Below are 18,062 nucleotides of genomic sequence, written 5' to 3'. Positions count from 1 at the left end.
TATCACCGGGGTGATGCCACGTAAAATATATGCCAACCTATCTATTCATATTCTCTGCATATGGATACGCCCCTTCAGCGTGGCAACCCGACATAGTTTTCCGCCAGTGACCGGCATGCAGCCTCGGAGCTGACCAGATACTCAAGCTCGGCCTGGTGGATGCGGTGTGCAAAGTCGTCGGCATCCGGAAAGCGGTGCAGCAGCGATGTCATCCACCACGAGAACCGCTCGGCCTTCCACACCCGGCCCAGGCACTTCGCGGAATAGCGATCCAGCTCGTGCGAATCATCGTGCAGGTAGTGCGCGATAAAGCCGTCAGCCAGGTAGAGCACGTCGCTGGCGGCCAGGTTCAGGCCCTTGGCACCGGTCGGCGGCACGATATGCGCGGCGTCACCGGCCAGGAACAACTGTCCGTAACGCATCGGCTCGCACACAAAGCTGCGCAGCGGCGCAATGCTCTTTTCGATGCTCGGCCCCGTGACCAGCGATTCCGCCGCCTGCGGGTCCAGCCGGCTGCGCAGTTCGTCCCAGAAACGTGCGTCGGACCAGTCCTGCGGCTTTTCGGTCGACGGCACCTGCACGTAATACCGGCTGCGCGTCTTCGAGCGCATGCTGCACAGCGCAAATCCGCGTTCGTGACTGGCGTAGATCAGCTCGTCGGCCACGGGCGGCGTGTCCGAAAGGATGCCCAGCCAGCCAAACGGATACACCCGTTCGAAGATCCGCTTCGATGGGGCGGGCACGCTGGCCCGGCTGACACCGTGGAACCCGTCGCAGCCGGCGATGAAGTCGCAGACCACCTCGTGCTCGACGCCGTCCTTGCGATACGACACGCGCGGGCGTCCGCCATCGAAATCGTGCAGTGCAACGTCCTGCGCCTCGTAGACGGTTGGCACGCCGGCCGCCTGGCGCGCCGCCATCAGATCGCGCGTGACCTCTGTCTGGCCGTACACGGTCACGTCGCGGCCAATCAGCGCGTGAAAGTCGATCCGGTGCCGCGCGCCACCGAACGACACTTCGATGCCGTGGTGCACCAATCCTTCCTCGCGCAGGCGCCCATCGACCCCCGCGCGCCGCAGCGCCTCCACGGTCACGCATTCGAGAATGCCCGCGCGAATGCGGCCCAGCACGTACTCGGGGCTGCGCTGTTCGATAACGATATTGTCGATGCCGGCCACGGTCAGCAACTGGCCGAGCAGCAGGCCGGCAGGGCCGGCGCCGACGATGGCGACGCGGGTGGAACGGGAATGCGGCGAGCCATTGGGGGCCATGGCGTGTCTCCTGATCTGGAATGTGGTTATTGGGCTCAACGATAGAGCCTCGCGTGCCTGGCCGGAATGGACAGATCGAACCAAGAACGTGAAAATTCGAACATTCCCGGAAGCATGCAGCGCGCCCCCATGAGAACCGTCCCCACCTACTCGCTCTACGGCGTCAATTCCGCCGAGCCGTTGCTGGACCAGCTCCATTTCGAATCGATCGCGTCGCGCAGCCAGCTCTACGCGTGGGAGATCAAACCCCACCGGCACGAGCGATTCCTTCAAATTCTGTACATCCACAGCGGCAGCGGCGAGGCGCTGCTCGACGGCCGGCGCGAGCGCCTGGCCAGCGGATCGCTGATCTGCGTGCCGCCCCACCATGTGCATGGGTTCGTGTTCTCGCCGGACGTGGACGGCATCATCGTGACGATGACCGACAGCTACCTGCGCACGCTGCTGGCCGGCGTGCCGGGCACGCTGCCGCTGTTCGAGCATCCGCGCCACGAGCGCGTGGCGCGCAAGCACCCGCTGGCCAGTGCGCTGGCGATGTTCAGGATGGAGATGGCCTCGGTGGCCCCTTGGCGCGGCGCCGCGCTGTCGGCGCTGCTCACGCTGGTACTGGTGGGCATCGCGCGCATTGCCGAGGCATCGGCACCTGCCGCCACGCGTGCCAGCAGCCGGCCCGCGCGCCATTTCCAGCAGTTCCAGCAGCTGCTGGAAACCGACTATCGCCAGCAGAAGGAGATGGCGTACTACGCCGACACGATCGGCATCACGCCGACCCAGCTCAACCGCATCTGCCGCCAGCTGGCCGGACAGAGCGCGCTGCAGCTGATTCACGCCCGCGTGCTGGCGGAAGCCCAGCGCGACCTGCTGTTCAGCGATCTCGATATCAAGCAGATCGCCATGACGCTGGGGTTTTCGGATGCGGGCTACTTCTCGCGCTTCTTTGCGCGGCTGGCGGGCCAGACGCCCACCGCGTTCCGCGAATCGGGGCGTGCGCGCCTTCCCGCATTCGCCACGCGGGAGGGCTGAGCCCCGATGCCGCTGCCGCGCGCGTCAGGCGCGCGCCTTGTCAACCTCCGCGAAGATTTCCTCGGCCATATGGAAGGCCGAATTGGCGGCCGGCACGCCGCAGTAGATCGCGGTCTGCAGCAGTACCTCCTTGATCTCGTCGCGTGTCACCCCGTTGTTGGCCGCCGCGCGCAGATGCAGCTTCAGCTCCTCCGAACGGTTCAGCGCCACCATCATCGCGATGGTCACCAGGCTGCGCGTATGGCGCGGCAGGCCTTCGCGTGTCCAGATCTCGCCCCACGCATAGCGCGTGATCAGGTTCTGGAACTCCTCGTTCAGCGGCGTCAGCTTCTGCAGTGAACGGTCCACGTGGGCGCTGCCCAGCACCGCGCGGCGCACCGACAGCCCTGCCTCGTAGCGCGCGTGGTCATCGGTCACGGGCAAGCGGCCATGGATGAAGTCCAGCAACGCCGCCGTGAATCGCCCGGGCTGCTCCCGGTTGGAAAGATGCGCGGCCGGCAGCTCGACATAGCGTGCGCCGGGGATGGCATCGGCCAGCGCCCTGCCCTCGGCGGCGGTGGTCGATGGATCGTCGCTGCCGGCAATCACCAGCACCGGCACCGCGATCGTCTTCACGGCCTCGCGCAGGTCGGCGTCGCGCAGCGCCGTGCAGCCCAGCGCGTAGCCGCGCGGGTCCAGACCCTGCAGCACCGCGCGCAGGTCGTCCAGCGCGCCGCCCGCGGTGCTGCGGAAGTTCTCGGTGAACCAGCGGCCCAGCGAGGCATCGACCAGCGGCGCCATGCCGTCGCGCAACACGCCGTCGATGCGCGCGCGCCACGCGTCCGCCGTGCCGATCTTCGGCGCCGTATTCGCGACGATGACTTTCGAGAACCGCCCGGGGGCATTCACGGCCAGCCATTGGCCAATCAGGCCACCGATCGACAGGCCGCAGAACACGGCCTGGTCCACCTGCAGTGCGTCCAGGATCGCCAGGACGTCGCGACCCAGCACGTCGACCGTTGCCTCGGACGCATCGGTCGATGATCGGCCGTGTCCGCGCATGTCGTGGCGCACCACGCGGAAGCGGCCGGCCAGCGCATCGGCCTGCGGCTTCCACATGGTGTGGTCGGTACCCATCGAGTTCGAGAAGATGATGACGGGCGCGGTGTCGGGGCCGTCTACGGTATAGAACAGCCGGGCACCGGCGTGATCGAGGTAAGGCAAGGTCGTCTCCAGTCAGGCGTGGTTGCGGTGCGCCCGCGCGTGCCGCCAGGCTTGCACGGCGGCATCGGCGAAGCTTGTGGATTGGCCCGCGTACTGCGCGGGGTCGCTGAGCCGGTCGAGCGTGGCGTCGTCGAGCAGGCCCCGGTGCGATGGATCGTCGGCCAGCGTGCGCGCCAGCGCGTCGCGCAGCGTCGTACCGTCGGCCACGGTGCGACGCGACGCCTGCTCCACCAGATGATGGGCGGGCAGCCGGCCGATGCGCCGGCCAAGCTCGAGCATGGCCGCTTCGCCAAGGATCAGGCCATGCGTGATATCCAGGTTCTGGCGCATGCGGGCAGCGTCAACCTGCAGGCCGGCCACCACGTCGGTCATCTGGCGCAGCGCGCCGGCTGCCAGCGTGACGATCTGCGGCAACGTGTCCCACTCGGCCTGCCAGCCGCCCAGCGCGCGCTCGTGCTCCTGCGTCATGCCGGCCAGCATCGTGGCAACCAGGGGCGGCATTCGCACGGCCGCGGTCAGCACCGCCGCGCAGCCCACCGGGTTGCGCTTGTGCGGCATCGTGCTGGAGCCGCCCCGGCCCGGCCCCGATGGTTCCGCCACCTCGGCCACTTCGGTCTGCATCAGCAGCGAGATATCGCGCGCCATCTTTCCGAGCGTGCCGGTCAGCATGCCAAGCGTGGTGGCCACTTCGACCATGCGGTCGCGGTGCGCATGCCACGGCAGCGCGGGGAGATCGAGTTGCAGCCCCTGCGCAAGCTGCGCAGCCACCGCCGGCGCATCGCCGCCCAGGCTGGCCAGCGTGCCGGCCGCGCCGCCGAACTGCAACGCCCGCCCATGCGTGCGCGCCAGGTCGAGTCGGGCCAGATCGCGGCGCAAGGCATCGAGCCAGCCGGCGGCCTTCAGGCCAAACGTGGTGGGCAGCGCGTGCTGCAGCCAGGTGCGCGCCACCATCGACGTGGCGCGATGGGCCGCGGCCTGCGCCGCACAGGCATCGCCAAGCGCCAGCAGGCCGGCATCGATGTCGTGCAAGGCGTCGGCAAGCTGCAGCACCAATGCCGTATCGATGATGTCCTGGCTCGTGGCGCCCCAGTGCACGTAGCGGCCGGCCTCGGCATCGCGCTGCGTCACGGCGGCGGTCAGCTGCTTGACGAACGGAATCGCCAGGTTGCCAGCCGAGGCGGCGGCCTGCGCAAGCGCGTCGAAGTCGATGACCTGGGCCGGGTCGCCGGCACAGACCTGTTCGATGATCTGGGCGGCCGCTTCGGGAATGACGCCGCAGCGCGCCTCGGCGCGCGCCAGCGCGGCTTCCACATCCAGCATGCGGCGCACCGTGCCGGTGTCGGAAAAGATATCGAGCACGGCGGGGCTGCCGAACATCGGATCGGTCAGGCGGGAAAACGTTGGCATGGTCGGTTGGGGGCGAACCGTTTGAGTTGCCGGCAAGGAATGCGCCGATTGTGATGCAAAACGCGGCACCGGTGTGAGCCGGCGCCGCGTTCATGCCAGGCGGGCAACGATGGCGACGTATCAGATATCGAAGAACACCGTTTCGCCCGGACCCTGCAGCACGACGTCCCAGCGGTAGCGGTTCTGGCCCTCGGCCCTGGCGATCAGCGTGTCGCGCCGCTCGGCGGGCACCAGCGACAGCACCGCATCGGCGCCGTGCGCGGCCGTGTCCTCGGGAAAGTACATGCGCGTGGCCACATGCTTGACCAGTCCCCGCGTGAAGACCGACACCATGATGTGCGGCGCCTGCGGACGCCCATCGCCATCGGGCACGGTGCCGGGCTTGACCGTGGTGAAGCGGAACGAGCCATCGGCCTCGGTGGGCACACGGCCAAAGCCGGTGAAGCCCGGCACCAGCGGCAGTTCGCGGGCATCTTCGGGATGACGGTAACGGCCGGCAGGGTTGGCCTGCCAGATCTCGACCATGCCGTCGGGCACGGGTTCGCCGCGACCATCGACCACACGGCCTTCGATCACGATGCGTTGCGCGGCCAGGTCGGGCGCGTCGGCGGTCAGGTCGGCGCAGTTCAGGCCGGTCAGGCCGATATGCAGGTACGGACCTACGGTCTGGGATGCGGTGGCGTACAGCATGGCCTTACTCCATCGGCGTGGCATCGCGGCCACGCAGCACGATATCGAAACGGTAGCCAAGCGCGTACTCGGGTGCCGTGGTTTCCCAGTCGAACGTGGCGATCAGGCGATTGCGCGCCTTCTCGTCGGGCACGCACTGGAAGATCGGGTCGTACGCCAGCAGCGGATCGCCCGGAAAATACATCTGCGTGACCAGACGCGTGGCGTAGGCGTTGCCGAACAGCGAAAAATGGATGTGCTGCGGCCGCCAGGCGTTGTGGTGGTTACGCCAGGGGTAGGCGCCCGGCTTGATCGTCTTGAACTGGTACTGGCCGTTGGCGTCGGTGATGGTGCGGCCTTCGCCGGAAAAGTGCGGGTCCAGCGGCGCGTCGTGCTGGTCGCGCTTGTGCGTGTAGCGGCCCGCGGCGTTGGCCTGCCAGACCTCGATCAGCGCGTTGGGAACCGGGCGCCCGTTTTCGTCCAGCACGCGGCCCGTGACCAGCATGCGCTCGCCAATCGGCTCGCCGCCGTTGCCGACGGTCAGGTCGTTGTCGCCCTCGCGGACGAACTCGGGACCGAACGTCGGCCCCGTGACTTCGGACAGCGACTGCGGCAGCGCGATCAGCGGCTGGGCCGGCGAGCGCAGCTGCGTCGAGGCATAGGGGTCGAAACGGTATTCGGGCTGGGTGTCCCAGTACGGCCGGCGGTACTGGGCGGGGCGATCGGAGCGGTGGGGCATCGCGCTGTCTCCGTTGTTGGTGTGAATCGATGGGATGGACTGTATGCAACGTCAGAAGTCATGTAAATTGAGATTTGGCGTAATTACGATGAATTTTTATAATGGAACGCCCTCCCGCACCCCACCCCGGCGTTGACGCCTTTCGCAGCCGCATCCGGCTGCGGCACTTGCACTGCTTCGTAGCCGTGGCCCAGGCGCAGCATCTGGGGCGGGCCGGCGAGCAGCTCGGCCTGACGCAGCCGGCGGTGTCGAAGACGCTGACCGAACTGGAGGAACTGGTCGGCGCCCGGCTGCTGGTGCGCCAGCGGGCCGGCACCAACCTGACGGCGGCCGGCATGCGGTTCCTGCGCCATGCGCTGCGGATCATCGAGGACATCGACGCCGCCGCCGACAGCCTCGCAGCCACCGACGCCACGCGCCACGAGCGCATCCGCGTGGGCGCCCTGCCCAGCATCGTGCCCGCGCTGCTGCTCGATGCCGTGACCGCGTTCCGCACCACGCATCCCGAGGTGGCGCTGGCCGTGCAGAGCGGCATGAACCGCACGCTGATCGACCTACTCAAGGCCGACGTGCTCGACGTCGTGATCGGCCGCATGGACGACCCGGCGGCCATGGAAGGCCTGTGGTTCGAATCGCTGGCGGCAGAGCCGCTGGTACTGGCCGTGCGTGCCGGACACCCGCTGGCGGCCCAGCCGCGCCCGACCCTGCGCGACGTGGTGGCGTGGCCGATGGTGGTGCCGGCCGTCGGCTCCATCCCGCGCCACAGCACCGAAAGCCTGCTGGCCCGCCACGGCTTTGCGCTGCCCGAAGGCTGCCTGGAAACCGCCGACGCCTACCTGGGCCGCCTGCTCACGCAGCAGGGCGACAGCGTGTGGGCCGCGCCGTTGTCGGCCACGCGCCGGGCGGTGGCGGCCGGCGAAATGGTGCTGCTGCCGGTCGATACGCAAGGCACCGAGGAACCGATCGGCCTGCTACGCCGAAGCGACCGCACGCTGGGCCCGGTGGCCGAGGCGTTTGCGGAAACCATCCGGCGCATCGCGGCCCAGCCCGGCTGAGCCAATCCCGGCCGCCGTTCAGCCGTCATCGAGCCGCCGGCCTGATCCCCGCGCGGCACTTTTGCCGTTCGTCCCGCCTGCGCCGAAAAAATCTTGGGACCCCTTCCATCCCGCCGCCAGCCCTTTGGGCGCGCGGGCCAGCGCGCTTCGGCCCCGGTCGGCCGCCACCCCGCTTGCGGGTTAACGCCGATATTTCGCCTGGAAAAACGCTGCGTATGATCCGTTCCTATCGAGAACATGAGTTCGCCTTTAGAACAAACAAGGCGAATCGCGAACAAGAAACGCCCGACAGACCGCCTGATCGGGCCTGAAACGATCCGAAGAACGGAGACCCCATGTCCCAGCCCCCGCGCCCCGCGACTGGCACGCTCGACGTGCAGTCATTGATCGACAGCCACCGCTTCTCCGCGTATCAGTGGCTCATCCTGATTCTATGTTTCCTCATCGTCGCGATTGACGGCTTCGATACGGCGGCCATGGGCTATATCGCCCCGGCCCTTGTCCAGGAGTGGGGCATTGAAAAATCGTCGCTTGGGCCCGTCATGAGCGCCGCCCTGTTCGGGCTGGCCTTTGGCGCGATCTTCGCCGGCCCGATGGCCGACCGCGTGGGCCGCAAGCGCGTGCTGGTGCTGTCGGTGTTCTTCTTCGGCGCGTGCAGCCTGGCCACGGCCTTCGCGCCGTCTGTGACGTGGCTGACCGTGCTGCGATTCCTGACGGGCGTCGGGCTTGGCGCCGCGATGCCCAATGCGGTGACGCTGATGTCCGAGTACGCACCGGCCCGCCGCCGCGCGATCCTGGTGAACACGATGTTCTGCGGCTTCCCGCTGGGGTCGGCTGGTGGCGGCTTCTTCGCGGCAGCCATCATTCCGCATTTCGGCTGGCACAGCGTGCTGGTCTTCGGCGGCATCGTGCCGCTGGTGCTGGCCGTGGTGCTGGTGGCCGCCCTGCCGGAGTCGATCCGCTACATGGTGGTGCGCCAGTACCCCGCCGACCAGATCCGCAAGGTGCTGGCACGCGTGACCGGCGCCGCGCTGGGCGCCGCACAGGTGTTCACGATCCACGAGGCGGCGCCGGCAGCCAGGTCGGCCGTGGGCACGGTGCTGGCGCCCCGCTATCGCGTGGGATCGGCCATGCTCTGGCTCACGTACTTCATGGGCCTGGTGATCTTCTACCTGCTGACCAGCTGGATGCCGACGCTGATGAAGGACGCCGGATTCACGCTGCAGCGCGCCTCGCTGCTGACCGCGCTGTTCCCGCTCGGCGGTGGCATCGGCACGATTGCCGCCGGCTGGTTCATGGACCGCTTCAACCCGAACAAGGTGATTGCGTTCACCTATGCGCTAACCGGCGTCCTGATCTACACGGTGGGCCATGGCGCGGGCGGCGACCAGTTCGTACTCGGCCTGCTGATCTTCCTGGCCGGCACGGCCATGAATGGCGCGCAGTCGTCGATGCCCACGCTGGCAGCGAGCTTCTACCCCACGCAGGGCCGCGCCACCGGCGTGGCCTGGATGCTCGGCATCGGCCGCTTCGGCGGCATTGCCGGTGCGCTGCTGGGCGCCGAACTGCTGCGCATGCACCTCGGTTTCGACGCGATCTTCACGCTGCTGACGGTGCCGGCGTTCATCGCCGCAGGGGCACTGGTGGTCAAGCAGTTCTCCGGGGCGGGTGCCGCAGTGGACGGCGGCGAACCGGCCGGCCAGACCGTGGCCGGGCACTGAGAGGCGGCGGCAGCACGGCGAGGCGAAGCGCGCCGATCCCGCTTCGTCCCGTAAATCGGCTGCGCTATGGCGAAAACGCCATTACGTGCTACCGTTGCGAAGAATGGGACGGCACGCTACGGCGCACACTTTTGGAACCCCGATCCGCGTCAGACAACCTCTTTTTCATCGGCTTCATGGGGGCCGGCAAGACGACGATCGGGCGAACCGTCGCGCGTCGGCTTGGCCGTCCGTTTTTCGATACCGACCACGAGATCGAATCGCGCTGCGGGGTGCGCATCACCACCATCTTCGAGCTGGAAGGCGAAGAAGGTTTCCGCCGCCGTGAAACCCGCATCCTCGACGAACTGACCCAGCGCAGCGGCATTGTGCTGGCCACCGGCGGTGGCATCGTGCTGCGGCCCGAAAACCGCGAAATGCTGCGCGCGCGCGGCCACGTGATCTATCTGGACGCGGCGCTGCCCGAACTGTGGCGCCGCGTGCGACGCAACCGCAACCGCCCGTTGCTGCAGGTGGACAACCCGCGCGCCCGGCTCGAAGCCCTGTTCTGCGAGCGTGATCCGCTCTACCGCGAAATCGCCCACCTGATCATGCCGGCCCATGCGGGCACCGTGGCACAGGCCGCCGCCAGCGTGCTGGCCCAGCTGGGCCTGTCGATCGACCCCGCCGATCCTTCCGAAGCTGGCGAACCTTCCGAACCTGGCGGCCAGACCGCCGCCCCTGACCCCGCCACGCACGATTGAGCCTCCGGCCGACACCGGATTCGGACTGCGCCGACAGCGGCCCGCCATCGGACATGGCAACGTCGGAGCATGTCGGGGCGACGTTTGAACTTCGCGCCCGGCGCGTGGCTCTGACGGTGACACCACCGTGAATGCAGGAGGTTCCCCATGCGGCTGCAAGGCAAGACGGCTCTGGTCACGGGTGGCGCGGGTGGCATCGGCCGCGCCATCGCGTTGCGCCTGGCCCAGGAAGGCGCCGATATCGTTGTTGCGGTGCACAAGCTCGACGCCGAGTCCGCAGAGACGGCCGATGGCGTGCGCGCCGCAGGCCGCCGCGCCCATGTGGTGGCGGGCGATATCGGCAATGTGGCGCAGGCCTTCGCCATCGTCGACCAGGCGGTGGCGGCCGTCGCGCCGTCCGGCAGCCTCGATATCCTGGTCAACAACGCCGGCGTCGAAGTGCGGGCACCGTTTGCCGAGGTGACCGAGGCCGACTACGACCGCGTGCTCGATACCAATCTCAAGGGGCCGTTCTTTCTCACGCAGCAGTTCGTGAAGCACCGGCTGGCGCGCAAGCTGGGGGGCAAGGTCATCAACATCAGCTCCGTGCACGAAGACCTGCCTTTTCCCCATTTCACGAGCTACTGCGCCAGCAAGGGCGGCCTGCGCATGATGATGCGCAACCTGGCCATCGAACTGGCACCGGCCGGCATCACGGTCAACAACATCGCACCGGGTGCCATCCAGACGCCCATCAACCGCAAGCTGATGGCCGACCGCGCCGAACTGCAGGCGTTGCTGGCCAACATCCCGCTGGGGCGGCTGGGCCAGCCCGACGAAGTCGCCGGACTGGTGGCCTACCTGGCAAGCGCCGATGCCGACTACATCACCGGCGCCACGCTCGTGATCGATGGCGGACTCCTCTGGAACTATGCGGAACAATAACGTTGAGTCGGCCGGCGGCACGCCGCACGTTCCCGCGCGAACCGAGCCCGCTAGGGCGGATGCCGCGCCGCATCCCGCGGCCCCGGTTTCTGCGCCGGCTGTTACGGCCGCAGCGTCGGGACCGGGCCAGCCACCGTTGCCGCCGCATTGCCACGGGCACGCGCCTGCGATCACCCATTTGCCCACCCCCGCGCCGTGCACGCTGCCAGGGTGCGCGGACGCCGACACCATGTCGCCGGCCGAACGCTATGCCGAGCTGTTCGTCGCCGTACAGGCCAGCGGCATGTTCGCGGACAGCAAGACCTTTCCCGACTGCATTCCGCTCGAAGCACCCGAGGCCATCCTGTCGCGCTACCGCGCCGAGCGCGATGCGCCCGACTTTTCGCTCGAAGCCTTCGTGCGCCACTATTTCGCGCGCGAGACGGTTCCGGACGATCACTACCAGTCCGATCCGGACAATTCGCTGCGCGAGCACATCGACGGGCTGTGGCCCGTCCTCACACGCGAACCGGCCGAACATCCGCCGCGATGCTCGCTGCTGCCGCTGCCCCAGCCCTATGTCGTACCTGGCGGGCGCTTCCGAGAGCTGTACTACTGGGATTCGTACTTCACCATGCTCGGCCTGTCAGCCAGCGGCCGGCAGGATCTGCTGCGCGCCATGGCCGACAACTTCGCCTACCTGCTGGATACCTACGGGCTGGTGCCCAACGGCACGCGGTCGTATTACCTGAGCCGTTCGCAGCCCCCCGTATTCGCGCTGATGACCGACCTGTTCGAAGACCAGGGCGTCGATGCGGCGGTACGCTACCTGCCCCAGCTCGAGCGCGAATATGCGTTCTGGATGGACGGCGCCGTCCACCTGGCCCCCGGCACCGCCCACCGGCGCCTGGTGCGCCTGCCCGGCGGCGCATTGCTCAACCGTTACTGGGACGACCGCGCCCATCCGCGCGAGGAAGCGTACCTGGAAGACGTGGCCACGGCCCGGCGCGCCGACCGGCCCGCGCACCTGGTATTCCGCGACCTGCGCGCCGCGGCGGAATCGGGCTGGGACTTCAGTTCGCGCTGGTGCGACCCCGCGCCGGCCGGCGGTCAGCCAACCTGCGACCTGGCCACCATCCGCACCACGGCGATCCTGCCCATCGACCTGAACGCCCTGCTCTGGCATACCGAGTGCCGCCTGGGCGAACTGTGCGAGCGCGCCGGCCACATCGACCGCGCCACGCGCTATCGCGAAGCCGCGGACCGTCGCCGGCTGGCCATCGCCACGATCATGTGGGACGCCGGCACGGGCGCGTTCGTCGACTTCGACTGGCATCGCGGCACGCCGCGTCCGTGCCTGAGCGCAGCCACCCTGATGCCGCTGTTCCTGGGCCTGGCCACCAAGGAACAAGCCGCGCAGGTGGCCGGCGTGGTGGCCGCCCGGCTGGTCGAGGAAGGCGGCCTGGCCACCACGGAGATCGATTCCGGCGAGCAATGGGACCGGCCCAACGGCTGGGCGCCGCTGCAGTGGATCGGCATCATGGGCCTGCGGCGCTATGGCTGCGACGCGCTGGCCGACGACATTGCGCACCGCTGGCTCCAGACGGTGGCCAGCCTCTATGTCTCGGAATACAAGCTGGTGGAGAAATACCGGCTGCAGCGACGCCGCACCGGGGGCGCCGAGGGCGGCGGCGGGGGCGAGTACCCGCTTCAGGACGGCTTCGGCTGGACCAACGGCGTGGTCAGCGCCCTACTGGCACTGTATCCGTGGCACCCGGCGCAACGCAGCAAGGCGGGCCGGCCGGACACCGGCGAATGATGGTTTGGCGCGGCGCGGGTCGCGATGAAACAACGGCTGGCGGGGCATGCCACGGCTCCCAATCGGAATTTCGTTCCTTTGTTCAGAATTCCGCGACGCAATAGGGCGTTTCCCAGGGATTGTTCCGCATACGCCAATAACTCATGTGAGTTATTGGCGTAGCTGGCCGGGAACGTCACACTGATGCGGGGTCATTTCGACACGACTCCAAACGACTTGGCAACTCTTACTACCCCGACGATCCCGCGCGTCGGGGTATTTTCTTTTGGGGCGCCGACTTGGCCTCCGAGCCCGCGCCAGGCACCACATTGCGCTGGATCAACAGTCGATCACCCGTCACATCCGGACACAAATTTCGGGCCTTTCCGCATGCAAGATGGCGCCTCGTTCATTCACTCATGACGGAGGTCCAGCATGAAACAGCACGACAAATCCAATGCCGGTGGTCTCGATGAAGGCACGGCCGGCCCCGACGCGGGCGATCCGTCACGCGGCGGCGGCACATCGCGTACGAGCCGCGCCAGATCCGCCCGCAAGCCGACGTTCGCGGCGTTCCTCAAGACGATTCCGCCTGGCGACGCGTACGACGACCAGGACTTCGCACGGATTCACTGACGGGAGGGCCGGCACATGTACCTGATCGATACCGATGTCATCAGCGAAAGCCGCAAGGGGCGCCGGGCCGATCCCGGCGTGCGGGCCTTCTTTGACGATGCCGAGGCCGATGGCCACGCCCTGTTCGTGTCGGTGGTGACCATGGGAGAACTGCGGCGGGGCGTGGAACTGAAACGCTTCCGGGGCGACCGGCAGCAATGCCAGGCGCTCGATGAATGGCTGCTGGCGGTCCAACGTCGCTACGCACACAACATCCTTGGCGTGGACGGCCGCGTGGTCGAGCTATGGGGCCACCTGCGGGTGCCCCATCCGGAGAACCCGCTGGACAAGATGATCGCGGCCACCGCCATGATTCACGGGCTGGCCGTCGTCACGCGCAATGTGCGGGACTTCGCCCAGACCGGCGTACGGCTGATCGATCCTTTCGGCAGAGGGCCGCCAGGGCCACGCATGCCAGCCCGCTTGCCGCATTCACGTGCCGGACGACTGCCGGCGGCGACCCGCCTCAGCTTGCACTGATGCCCTTTGCCTTGACGATGGCGCTCCAGCGGTCGTAGTCCTTGTTGAGCCGCGCCTGCATCTGCCTGCCGTCCTGGAACGACGCGATGGCGCCAGCGCTGACCAGCTTCTGCTGCAATTCCGTGTCCTTGCCGAGGATGTCGCGCGTTTCGCTGGCGATGCGATCGACGATAGGCTGCGGGGTGTCCAACGGCCCCAGGAATCGAAATCAAAGCCCGGGAAGCCCTGCTCCGAGACGGTCTTCACGCCTGGCAGCAGCACCCGGGCGTTGGGTGAGCTCAGCGCGATGGTCTTGAGCTTGCCGGCGCGGATATGGGGCAACGCGGCGACCACGTCGGCAAACATGATGCCCACCTGGCCGCCCAGCAGGTCGGCCACGGCCGGGGCGCTGCCACGGTAGGGCACGTGCAGCACGTCGAAGCCGCCCAGGTCCTTGAGCTGTTCCATGGCCAGGTGACCAAAGCTGCCGGTGCCCGAACTGGTATAGCTCAACGGGGTCTTGCTGGCCTTGGCAAAGCGGATCAGGTCCGCCAGCGTCTCGACATGCGGCACCACGGCCGGGTTGATGACGATGGCCATCGGCAGCACATAGACCGTGGCCACGGACAGGAAGTCCTTCTTGACGTCGTAGGCGTTGGTCTTGTACATCAGCGGCGCCAGCAGGGCCGGCATGCCGAACATCGACAGGTTGTAGCCATCGGCCGGGCTGCGGATGAAACTCGCCGTGCCGATCGACCCCGAGGCACCGGGCTTGTTTTCGATGATGACCTGCTGCCCGAGCCGTTCCGACAGCTTCTGCGCCACGATGCGCGCGGCGGTATCGGTGGGGCCGCCAGCGGGGAATGCCACCACCATCTTGATGAACTTGTCGGGCCAGCCGGTCTTGGCCAGCACCGAGGGCATCACCGCGGCCATCGACGCGGCGGCACCCGCCTTCAGTACCTGGCGGCGGCTCAGTAGCAGCTTGGTCATTGTCTTGTCTCCTGTCGATCGAAAATTCGGGGTGTCAGATCACGCCGCGGGATTGCAGATCCGCGATGGCGTCGTCGTCGAGCTTCAGCAATTCCTTGAACACCTCGTGCGTGTGCTGGCCCATGTGGGGAGGCGGCATGCGCACCGGCAGACGCTGGCCATCGAGCGCATACGGCGGCGCCAACACGGCCTGCGTGCCGGCCTCGCTGTCTTCGAAGCGATGCAGCAGGCCCGCCTGCGCGGTACGTTCGGATTGCAGGGCGTCAAGCATGCCCAGCACCTCGCCGCACGGGATTTGGGCAGCCGTCAGGCGCTGCAGCAGATCGGCACGCGTGAAGCGTCGGAGCCGTTCGCGGACCTGCGCAAGCAGCACGTCACGATGCGCGGAGCGGGCGGTGTTGGTGGCAAACCGTTCATCGTCCGCCCATTCCGGGCAGCCGATGACCTCGCGGCAGAATCGCTGGAACTGTCCGTTGTTGCCGACCGTGATGACCAGCGGGCCGTCGGCCGCTTCGAACACGCCATAGGGCACGATGGACGGATGCGCATTGCCGAACTTGGGCGGATCGCCGGCCTTGAGCAAGGCCTCCATGCCGTAATAGGACGTGATCATCACGCCGCAGTCGTAGAGCGCCATTTGCACGTGGCGGCCGCGGCCGGTGGTGTGGCGCGCGAAAAGCGCCGCCAGGATGGCCTGGGCGGAATACATGCCCGTGAACATGTCCACGGCCGCCACGCCGAACTTCAGCGGGCCTTGGCCGGCCTCGCCGTTGGTCGCCATCACGCCGGACTCGCCCTGCACCACCAGGTCGTAGCCCGGGCGTTCGGCTTCCGGGGTGAACCGCGCATAGCCGGAAATCGAGCAGTAGACCAGGCGCGGATTGATCTCGCTGAGCTGTTCGTAGCCGAGGCCGAGTTTCTCGGCGCCGCCCACCTTGAAGTTCTGGATCACCACGTCGCACTGCGCGGCGAGTTGCTGCGCCAGCACCAGGCCCGCTTCGCTTTGCAGGTCCAGCGTCACCGAACGCTTGTTGCGGTTGGCGCTATTGAAGTAGGAGGTATTGCGCGTGCCGATGCGCACGCCCCAGTCGCGGGTGTCGTCACCCCGGGCGGGATGTTCCACCTTGATGACGTCCGCACCGAGGTCGGCCAGCGCCATCGCGCACATCGGCCCTGCCAGCACACGTGACAGGTCCAGCACCCGCACGCCGGCCAGCGGCAGCGATGCCATGTTTTCCTGATTCATTTTTGATGCGTCTCCCCGCGTCCCGGATCGGTTCCTGACAGGGAGGTCCGGTTGTCTTTACGAGGAAGCATTGTCCATATGTTCCTAATCCTTGACAATTGCAACCGGTTTTCAACATATCTGCATACTCAAGGTTGACAATGGACCTGAACGCGCTCGCATTGCTGGTCGATATCATCGACGCCGGAAACCTGAGCCGCGCCGCGAGCCAGCTTGGCATGAGCCGCGCCAATGTGAGCAAGCGGCTCAATCATTTCGAGCGGCAGCTGGGTGCCGAACTCCTCAGGCGGAGCACCCGGCAGCTCGAACCCACCGAACTGGGATGGCAACTCTACGAACATGGCCGCGCCATCCGCCAGGAACTGATGGCCGCCCAGGAATCGGTGCAGAGCCTGGGCAAGCGTCTGAGCGGCACGGTGCGGCTCAGCGTGCCGAGCGGGTTCGGCCAGCACACCATGTCGGCGTGGTTCATCGAATTCATGACGATGTTCAAGGGGGCGGTGGACTTCTCCATCCGCGTCATGGCAGAAGCGCCAACCAATGCGGTGGCGCACAGCCTGGGCGATGTCGAATATGTCGCCTGCGCCACCCCACAGCTCGTGCGCCAATACGGCATGCCGCGCACGCTCGACCAGTTTCGGGACCTGCCGCTGATCACGTCGGAACTGACCGGCCAGAAACTGCATGCGGCGGGCCGGGCGGGCGCGGCGGGCGGGGTGCCCAATATCCGCCCCCGACTGATGTCGGCAAACTTTTTCTTCCTTCGCGACGCCATCCTGAAAGGGCTGGGCGTGGGGTTGGTGCCCCACTACATGGTCGATGGGGACCTGGCCGCCGGCACCTTGCTGCAATTGCCGCTGCCGCCCCAGGATCTGGCGTTCCTGCGCACGACCATGTACCTGTTGTACATGCCGGCCCGCTACCAGACGCGTGCCGTCACGACGCTGGTTGCCTTCCTGCGCGACAAGGCGGCCGGCCGCTGACCGATGCCCGCCGAGCCCGGCCGGCGCCCGGGCAGGCCTGCCACCGGCGGCTACACTTACGGCTTTACACCCTGCCTGGCCCGGCTCTCGCCGGGTTGCCATCCATGTCGCATCCCACGTCCCCCGCGCCCGTCTCCCTGGTCGATTTCCGTGCCGAACCGGCGCCTGCCCATGACAATCCACGTCCCGACCGCCTGGTGGCCGGCAATCCGGATCGCACCACCTGGACGCACTACAGCGCCGAGCAGGGCGATTTCGACTGTGGCATCTGGGCGTGCCAGCCGGGCGCGTGGCGCATCGCCTTTCCGGCCGGCAAGGAAGAATTCTTCTGCGTGATCAGTGGCCGGCTGCGCATCACCAGCCATACTGGTAGCGCACGGGAGTTCGGCCCGGGCGATGCCTGCGTGATCCCCGCGGGCTTTGAAGGCGTCTTCGAAGTCATCGAACCGGTGCGCAAGCATTTCGTCGTGATCGATCGCAACGCGGGCTGAGCGGCCCGCAGGAGTTCCTGCCATGCCCAGCCACCGCGCCCTGCCGAACGTCCCGACCCTGCTCCTGGCCATTCTGGTTCTCGCCAGCCCGGCACACGCCGCACAGACCGCGGCCACGCCGAGCTTCGACTGCAAGAAGGCAGAGGGCCAGATCGAACAGCTGGTGTGCAAGGACGCCGCCCTGGCGCGGCTGGATCGCGAAACTACCCGGCTCTACGGCCTGGCGCTCGATGCCCGGTCGCTGCCGACCGCGCAGAAGAAATCGCTGATCGCCGAGCAACGGGGCTGGATCAAGGGCCGCAACGACTGCTGGAAGGCCGACGACGTGCACGCCTGCACCGCCACCACCTACCTGCAGCGCATTTTCGACCTGCGCCACGGCTACGCAGGCGCCCGCACCCAGGACGACCGCGGCATCAGCCGGGGCCCGTTCAATATCCGTTGCCCCGGCGTGGAGGCGGTGATCGCCGGCACCTTCGTGCAGACCGACCCCGGCTACGCCTATCTGCGATGGCTCGATCAGCAAATCGTGCTCCAGCAAGCCCCCGCCGCCTCTGGCGCGCGCTATGCCGCCACGCTCAAGGACGGCGAGGCCCAGTTCTGGGACAAAGGCCCGAATGCCCGGCTGGTCCTGCCCGGCAAACCCGAAATGGACTGCCGCGTGGAAATGACCGCCCACTGAC

Annotated in this window: 17 protein-coding genes and 1 pseudogene; 11 read left to right on the top strand and 7 right to left on the bottom strand. The window is 67.5% G+C overall.

The features are described 5' to 3' along the window. Positions 1-74 precede the first annotated feature (74 nt). A complete protein-coding gene (pobA, locus tag AC3G88_RS09710) occupies positions 75-1,271 on the bottom strand; it encodes a 4-hydroxybenzoate 3-monooxygenase (RefSeq protein WP_488772711.1) in 1,197 nt (398 codons plus the stop codon). A 129-nt stretch (positions 1,272-1,400) separates the two neighbouring features. Between pobA and AC3G88_RS09705 the strand changes: the two genes are divergently transcribed. Continuing rightward, on the top strand, positions 1,401-2,294 hold the full coding sequence (locus AC3G88_RS09705; protein ID WP_488772712.1) for a helix-turn-helix domain-containing protein: 894 nt from the start codon (positions 1,401-1,403) through the stop codon (positions 2,292-2,294). A gap of 24 nt (positions 2,295-2,318) precedes the next feature. On the opposite strand, the gene pcaDC is transcribed toward AC3G88_RS09705, so the two are convergent. The 4 genes from pcaDC to pcaH all read right to left on the bottom strand — a co-directional run bounded on the left by pcaDC (position 2,319) and on the right by pcaH (position 6,312). Next, positions 2,319-3,497 (bottom strand): bifunctional 3-oxoadipate enol-lactonase/4-carboxymuconolactone decarboxylase PcaDC, encoded by a 1,179-nt coding sequence (gene pcaDC / locus AC3G88_RS09700; RefSeq protein WP_488772713.1) that lies wholly within the window; start codon positions 3,495-3,497, stop codon positions 2,319-2,321. Between the two features lie 12 nt (positions 3,498-3,509). Continuing rightward, positions 3,510-4,904, bottom strand: coding sequence for a 3-carboxy-cis,cis-muconate cycloisomerase (locus tag AC3G88_RS09695; RefSeq protein WP_488772714.1), 1,395 nt, complete (start codon positions 4,902-4,904; stop codon positions 3,510-3,512). A gap of 120 nt (positions 4,905-5,024) precedes the next feature. After that, positions 5,025-5,594: a protocatechuate 3,4-dioxygenase subunit alpha gene (pcaG, locus tag AC3G88_RS09690; RefSeq protein ID WP_488772715.1), complete on the bottom strand. Its 570-nt coding sequence runs from the start codon at positions 5,592-5,594 to the stop codon at positions 5,025-5,027. A gap of 4 nt (positions 5,595-5,598) precedes the next feature. Further along, positions 5,599-6,312, bottom strand: coding sequence for a protocatechuate 3,4-dioxygenase subunit beta (gene pcaH, locus AC3G88_RS09685; RefSeq protein ID WP_488772716.1), 714 nt, complete (start codon positions 6,310-6,312; stop codon positions 5,599-5,601). Positions 6,313-6,413: 101 nt separating this feature from the next. Here pcaH and AC3G88_RS09680 point away from each other — a divergent pair, with 101 nt between their 5' ends. From AC3G88_RS09680 to AC3G88_RS09650, 7 genes are all read left to right on the top strand, one after another. After that, positions 6,414-7,367 (top strand): LysR substrate-binding domain-containing protein, encoded by a 954-nt coding sequence (locus AC3G88_RS09680; RefSeq protein WP_488772717.1) that lies wholly within the window; start codon positions 6,414-6,416, stop codon positions 7,365-7,367. Between the two features lie 335 nt (positions 7,368-7,702). After that, the gene (locus tag AC3G88_RS09675; protein ID WP_488772718.1) at positions 7,703-9,088 is read left to right on the top strand and encodes an aromatic acid/H+ symport family MFS transporter; all 1,386 of its coding nucleotides are present in this window, start codon (positions 7,703-7,705) and stop codon (positions 9,086-9,088) included. A gap of 176 nt (positions 9,089-9,264) precedes the next feature. Next, the gene (locus tag AC3G88_RS09670; protein ID WP_488772835.1) at positions 9,265-9,831 is read left to right on the top strand and encodes a shikimate kinase; all 567 of its coding nucleotides are present in this window, start codon (positions 9,265-9,267) and stop codon (positions 9,829-9,831) included. A 147-nt stretch (positions 9,832-9,978) separates the two neighbouring features. Next, on the top strand, positions 9,979-10,755 hold the full coding sequence (locus AC3G88_RS09665) for an SDR family NAD(P)-dependent oxidoreductase (RefSeq protein WP_488772719.1): 777 nt from the start codon (positions 9,979-9,981) through the stop codon (positions 10,753-10,755). Then, on the top strand, positions 10,721-12,553 hold the full coding sequence (treF, locus tag AC3G88_RS09660) for an alpha,alpha-trehalase TreF (RefSeq protein WP_488893360.1): 1,833 nt from the start codon (positions 10,721-10,723) through the stop codon (positions 12,551-12,553). Before AC3G88_RS09665 ends, treF begins: the two co-directional genes overlap by 35 nt. 414 nt (positions 12,554-12,967) lie before the next feature. Continuing rightward, on the top strand, positions 12,968-13,168 hold the full coding sequence (locus tag AC3G88_RS09655) for a hypothetical protein (RefSeq protein WP_488772721.1): 201 nt from the start codon (positions 12,968-12,970) through the stop codon (positions 13,166-13,168). Positions 13,169-13,183: 15 nt separating this feature from the next. Beyond that, the gene (locus AC3G88_RS09650) at positions 13,184-13,687 is read left to right on the top strand and encodes a type II toxin-antitoxin system VapC family toxin (RefSeq protein WP_488772722.1); all 504 of its coding nucleotides are present in this window, start codon (positions 13,184-13,186) and stop codon (positions 13,685-13,687) included. Here the strand turns inward: AC3G88_RS09650 and AC3G88_RS09645 are convergent. Both AC3G88_RS09645 and AC3G88_RS09640 read right to left on the bottom strand, forming a co-directional pair. Further along, a pseudogene (locus AC3G88_RS09645) lies at positions 13,674-14,659 on the bottom strand (tripartite tricarboxylate transporter substrate binding protein). The gene AC3G88_RS09650 and the pseudogene AC3G88_RS09645 sit on opposite strands and share 14 nt — an antisense overlap. 34 nt (positions 14,660-14,693) lie before the next feature. Continuing rightward, positions 14,694-15,905 (bottom strand): CaiB/BaiF CoA transferase family protein, encoded by a 1,212-nt coding sequence (locus tag AC3G88_RS09640; RefSeq protein ID WP_488772724.1) that lies wholly within the window; start codon positions 15,903-15,905, stop codon positions 14,694-14,696. A gap of 140 nt (positions 15,906-16,045) precedes the next feature. Here AC3G88_RS09640 and AC3G88_RS09635 point away from each other — a divergent pair, with 140 nt between their 5' ends. From AC3G88_RS09635 to AC3G88_RS09625, 3 genes are all read left to right on the top strand, one after another. Next, positions 16,046-16,888, top strand: coding sequence for a LysR family transcriptional regulator (locus AC3G88_RS09635; RefSeq protein WP_488772725.1), 843 nt, complete (start codon positions 16,046-16,048; stop codon positions 16,886-16,888). Between the two features lie 104 nt (positions 16,889-16,992). Further along, positions 16,993-17,379, top strand: a complete 387-nt coding sequence (locus AC3G88_RS09630; protein ID WP_153949383.1) for a cupin domain-containing protein — start codon at positions 16,993-16,995, stop codon at positions 17,377-17,379. A 22-nt stretch (positions 17,380-17,401) separates the two neighbouring features. After that, complete coding sequence (locus AC3G88_RS09625) at positions 17,402-18,061, top strand: MliC family protein (RefSeq protein WP_488772726.1); 660 nt, start codon at positions 17,402-17,404, stop codon at positions 18,059-18,061. Position 18,062 lies beyond the last annotated feature (1 nt).

It is taken from the genome of Cupriavidus sp. 86D6 (genome assembly GCF_057815095.1).
The sequence above is the reverse complement of the archived record's forward strand: the minus strand, read 5'-3'. Positions and strand labels throughout refer to the sequence as shown.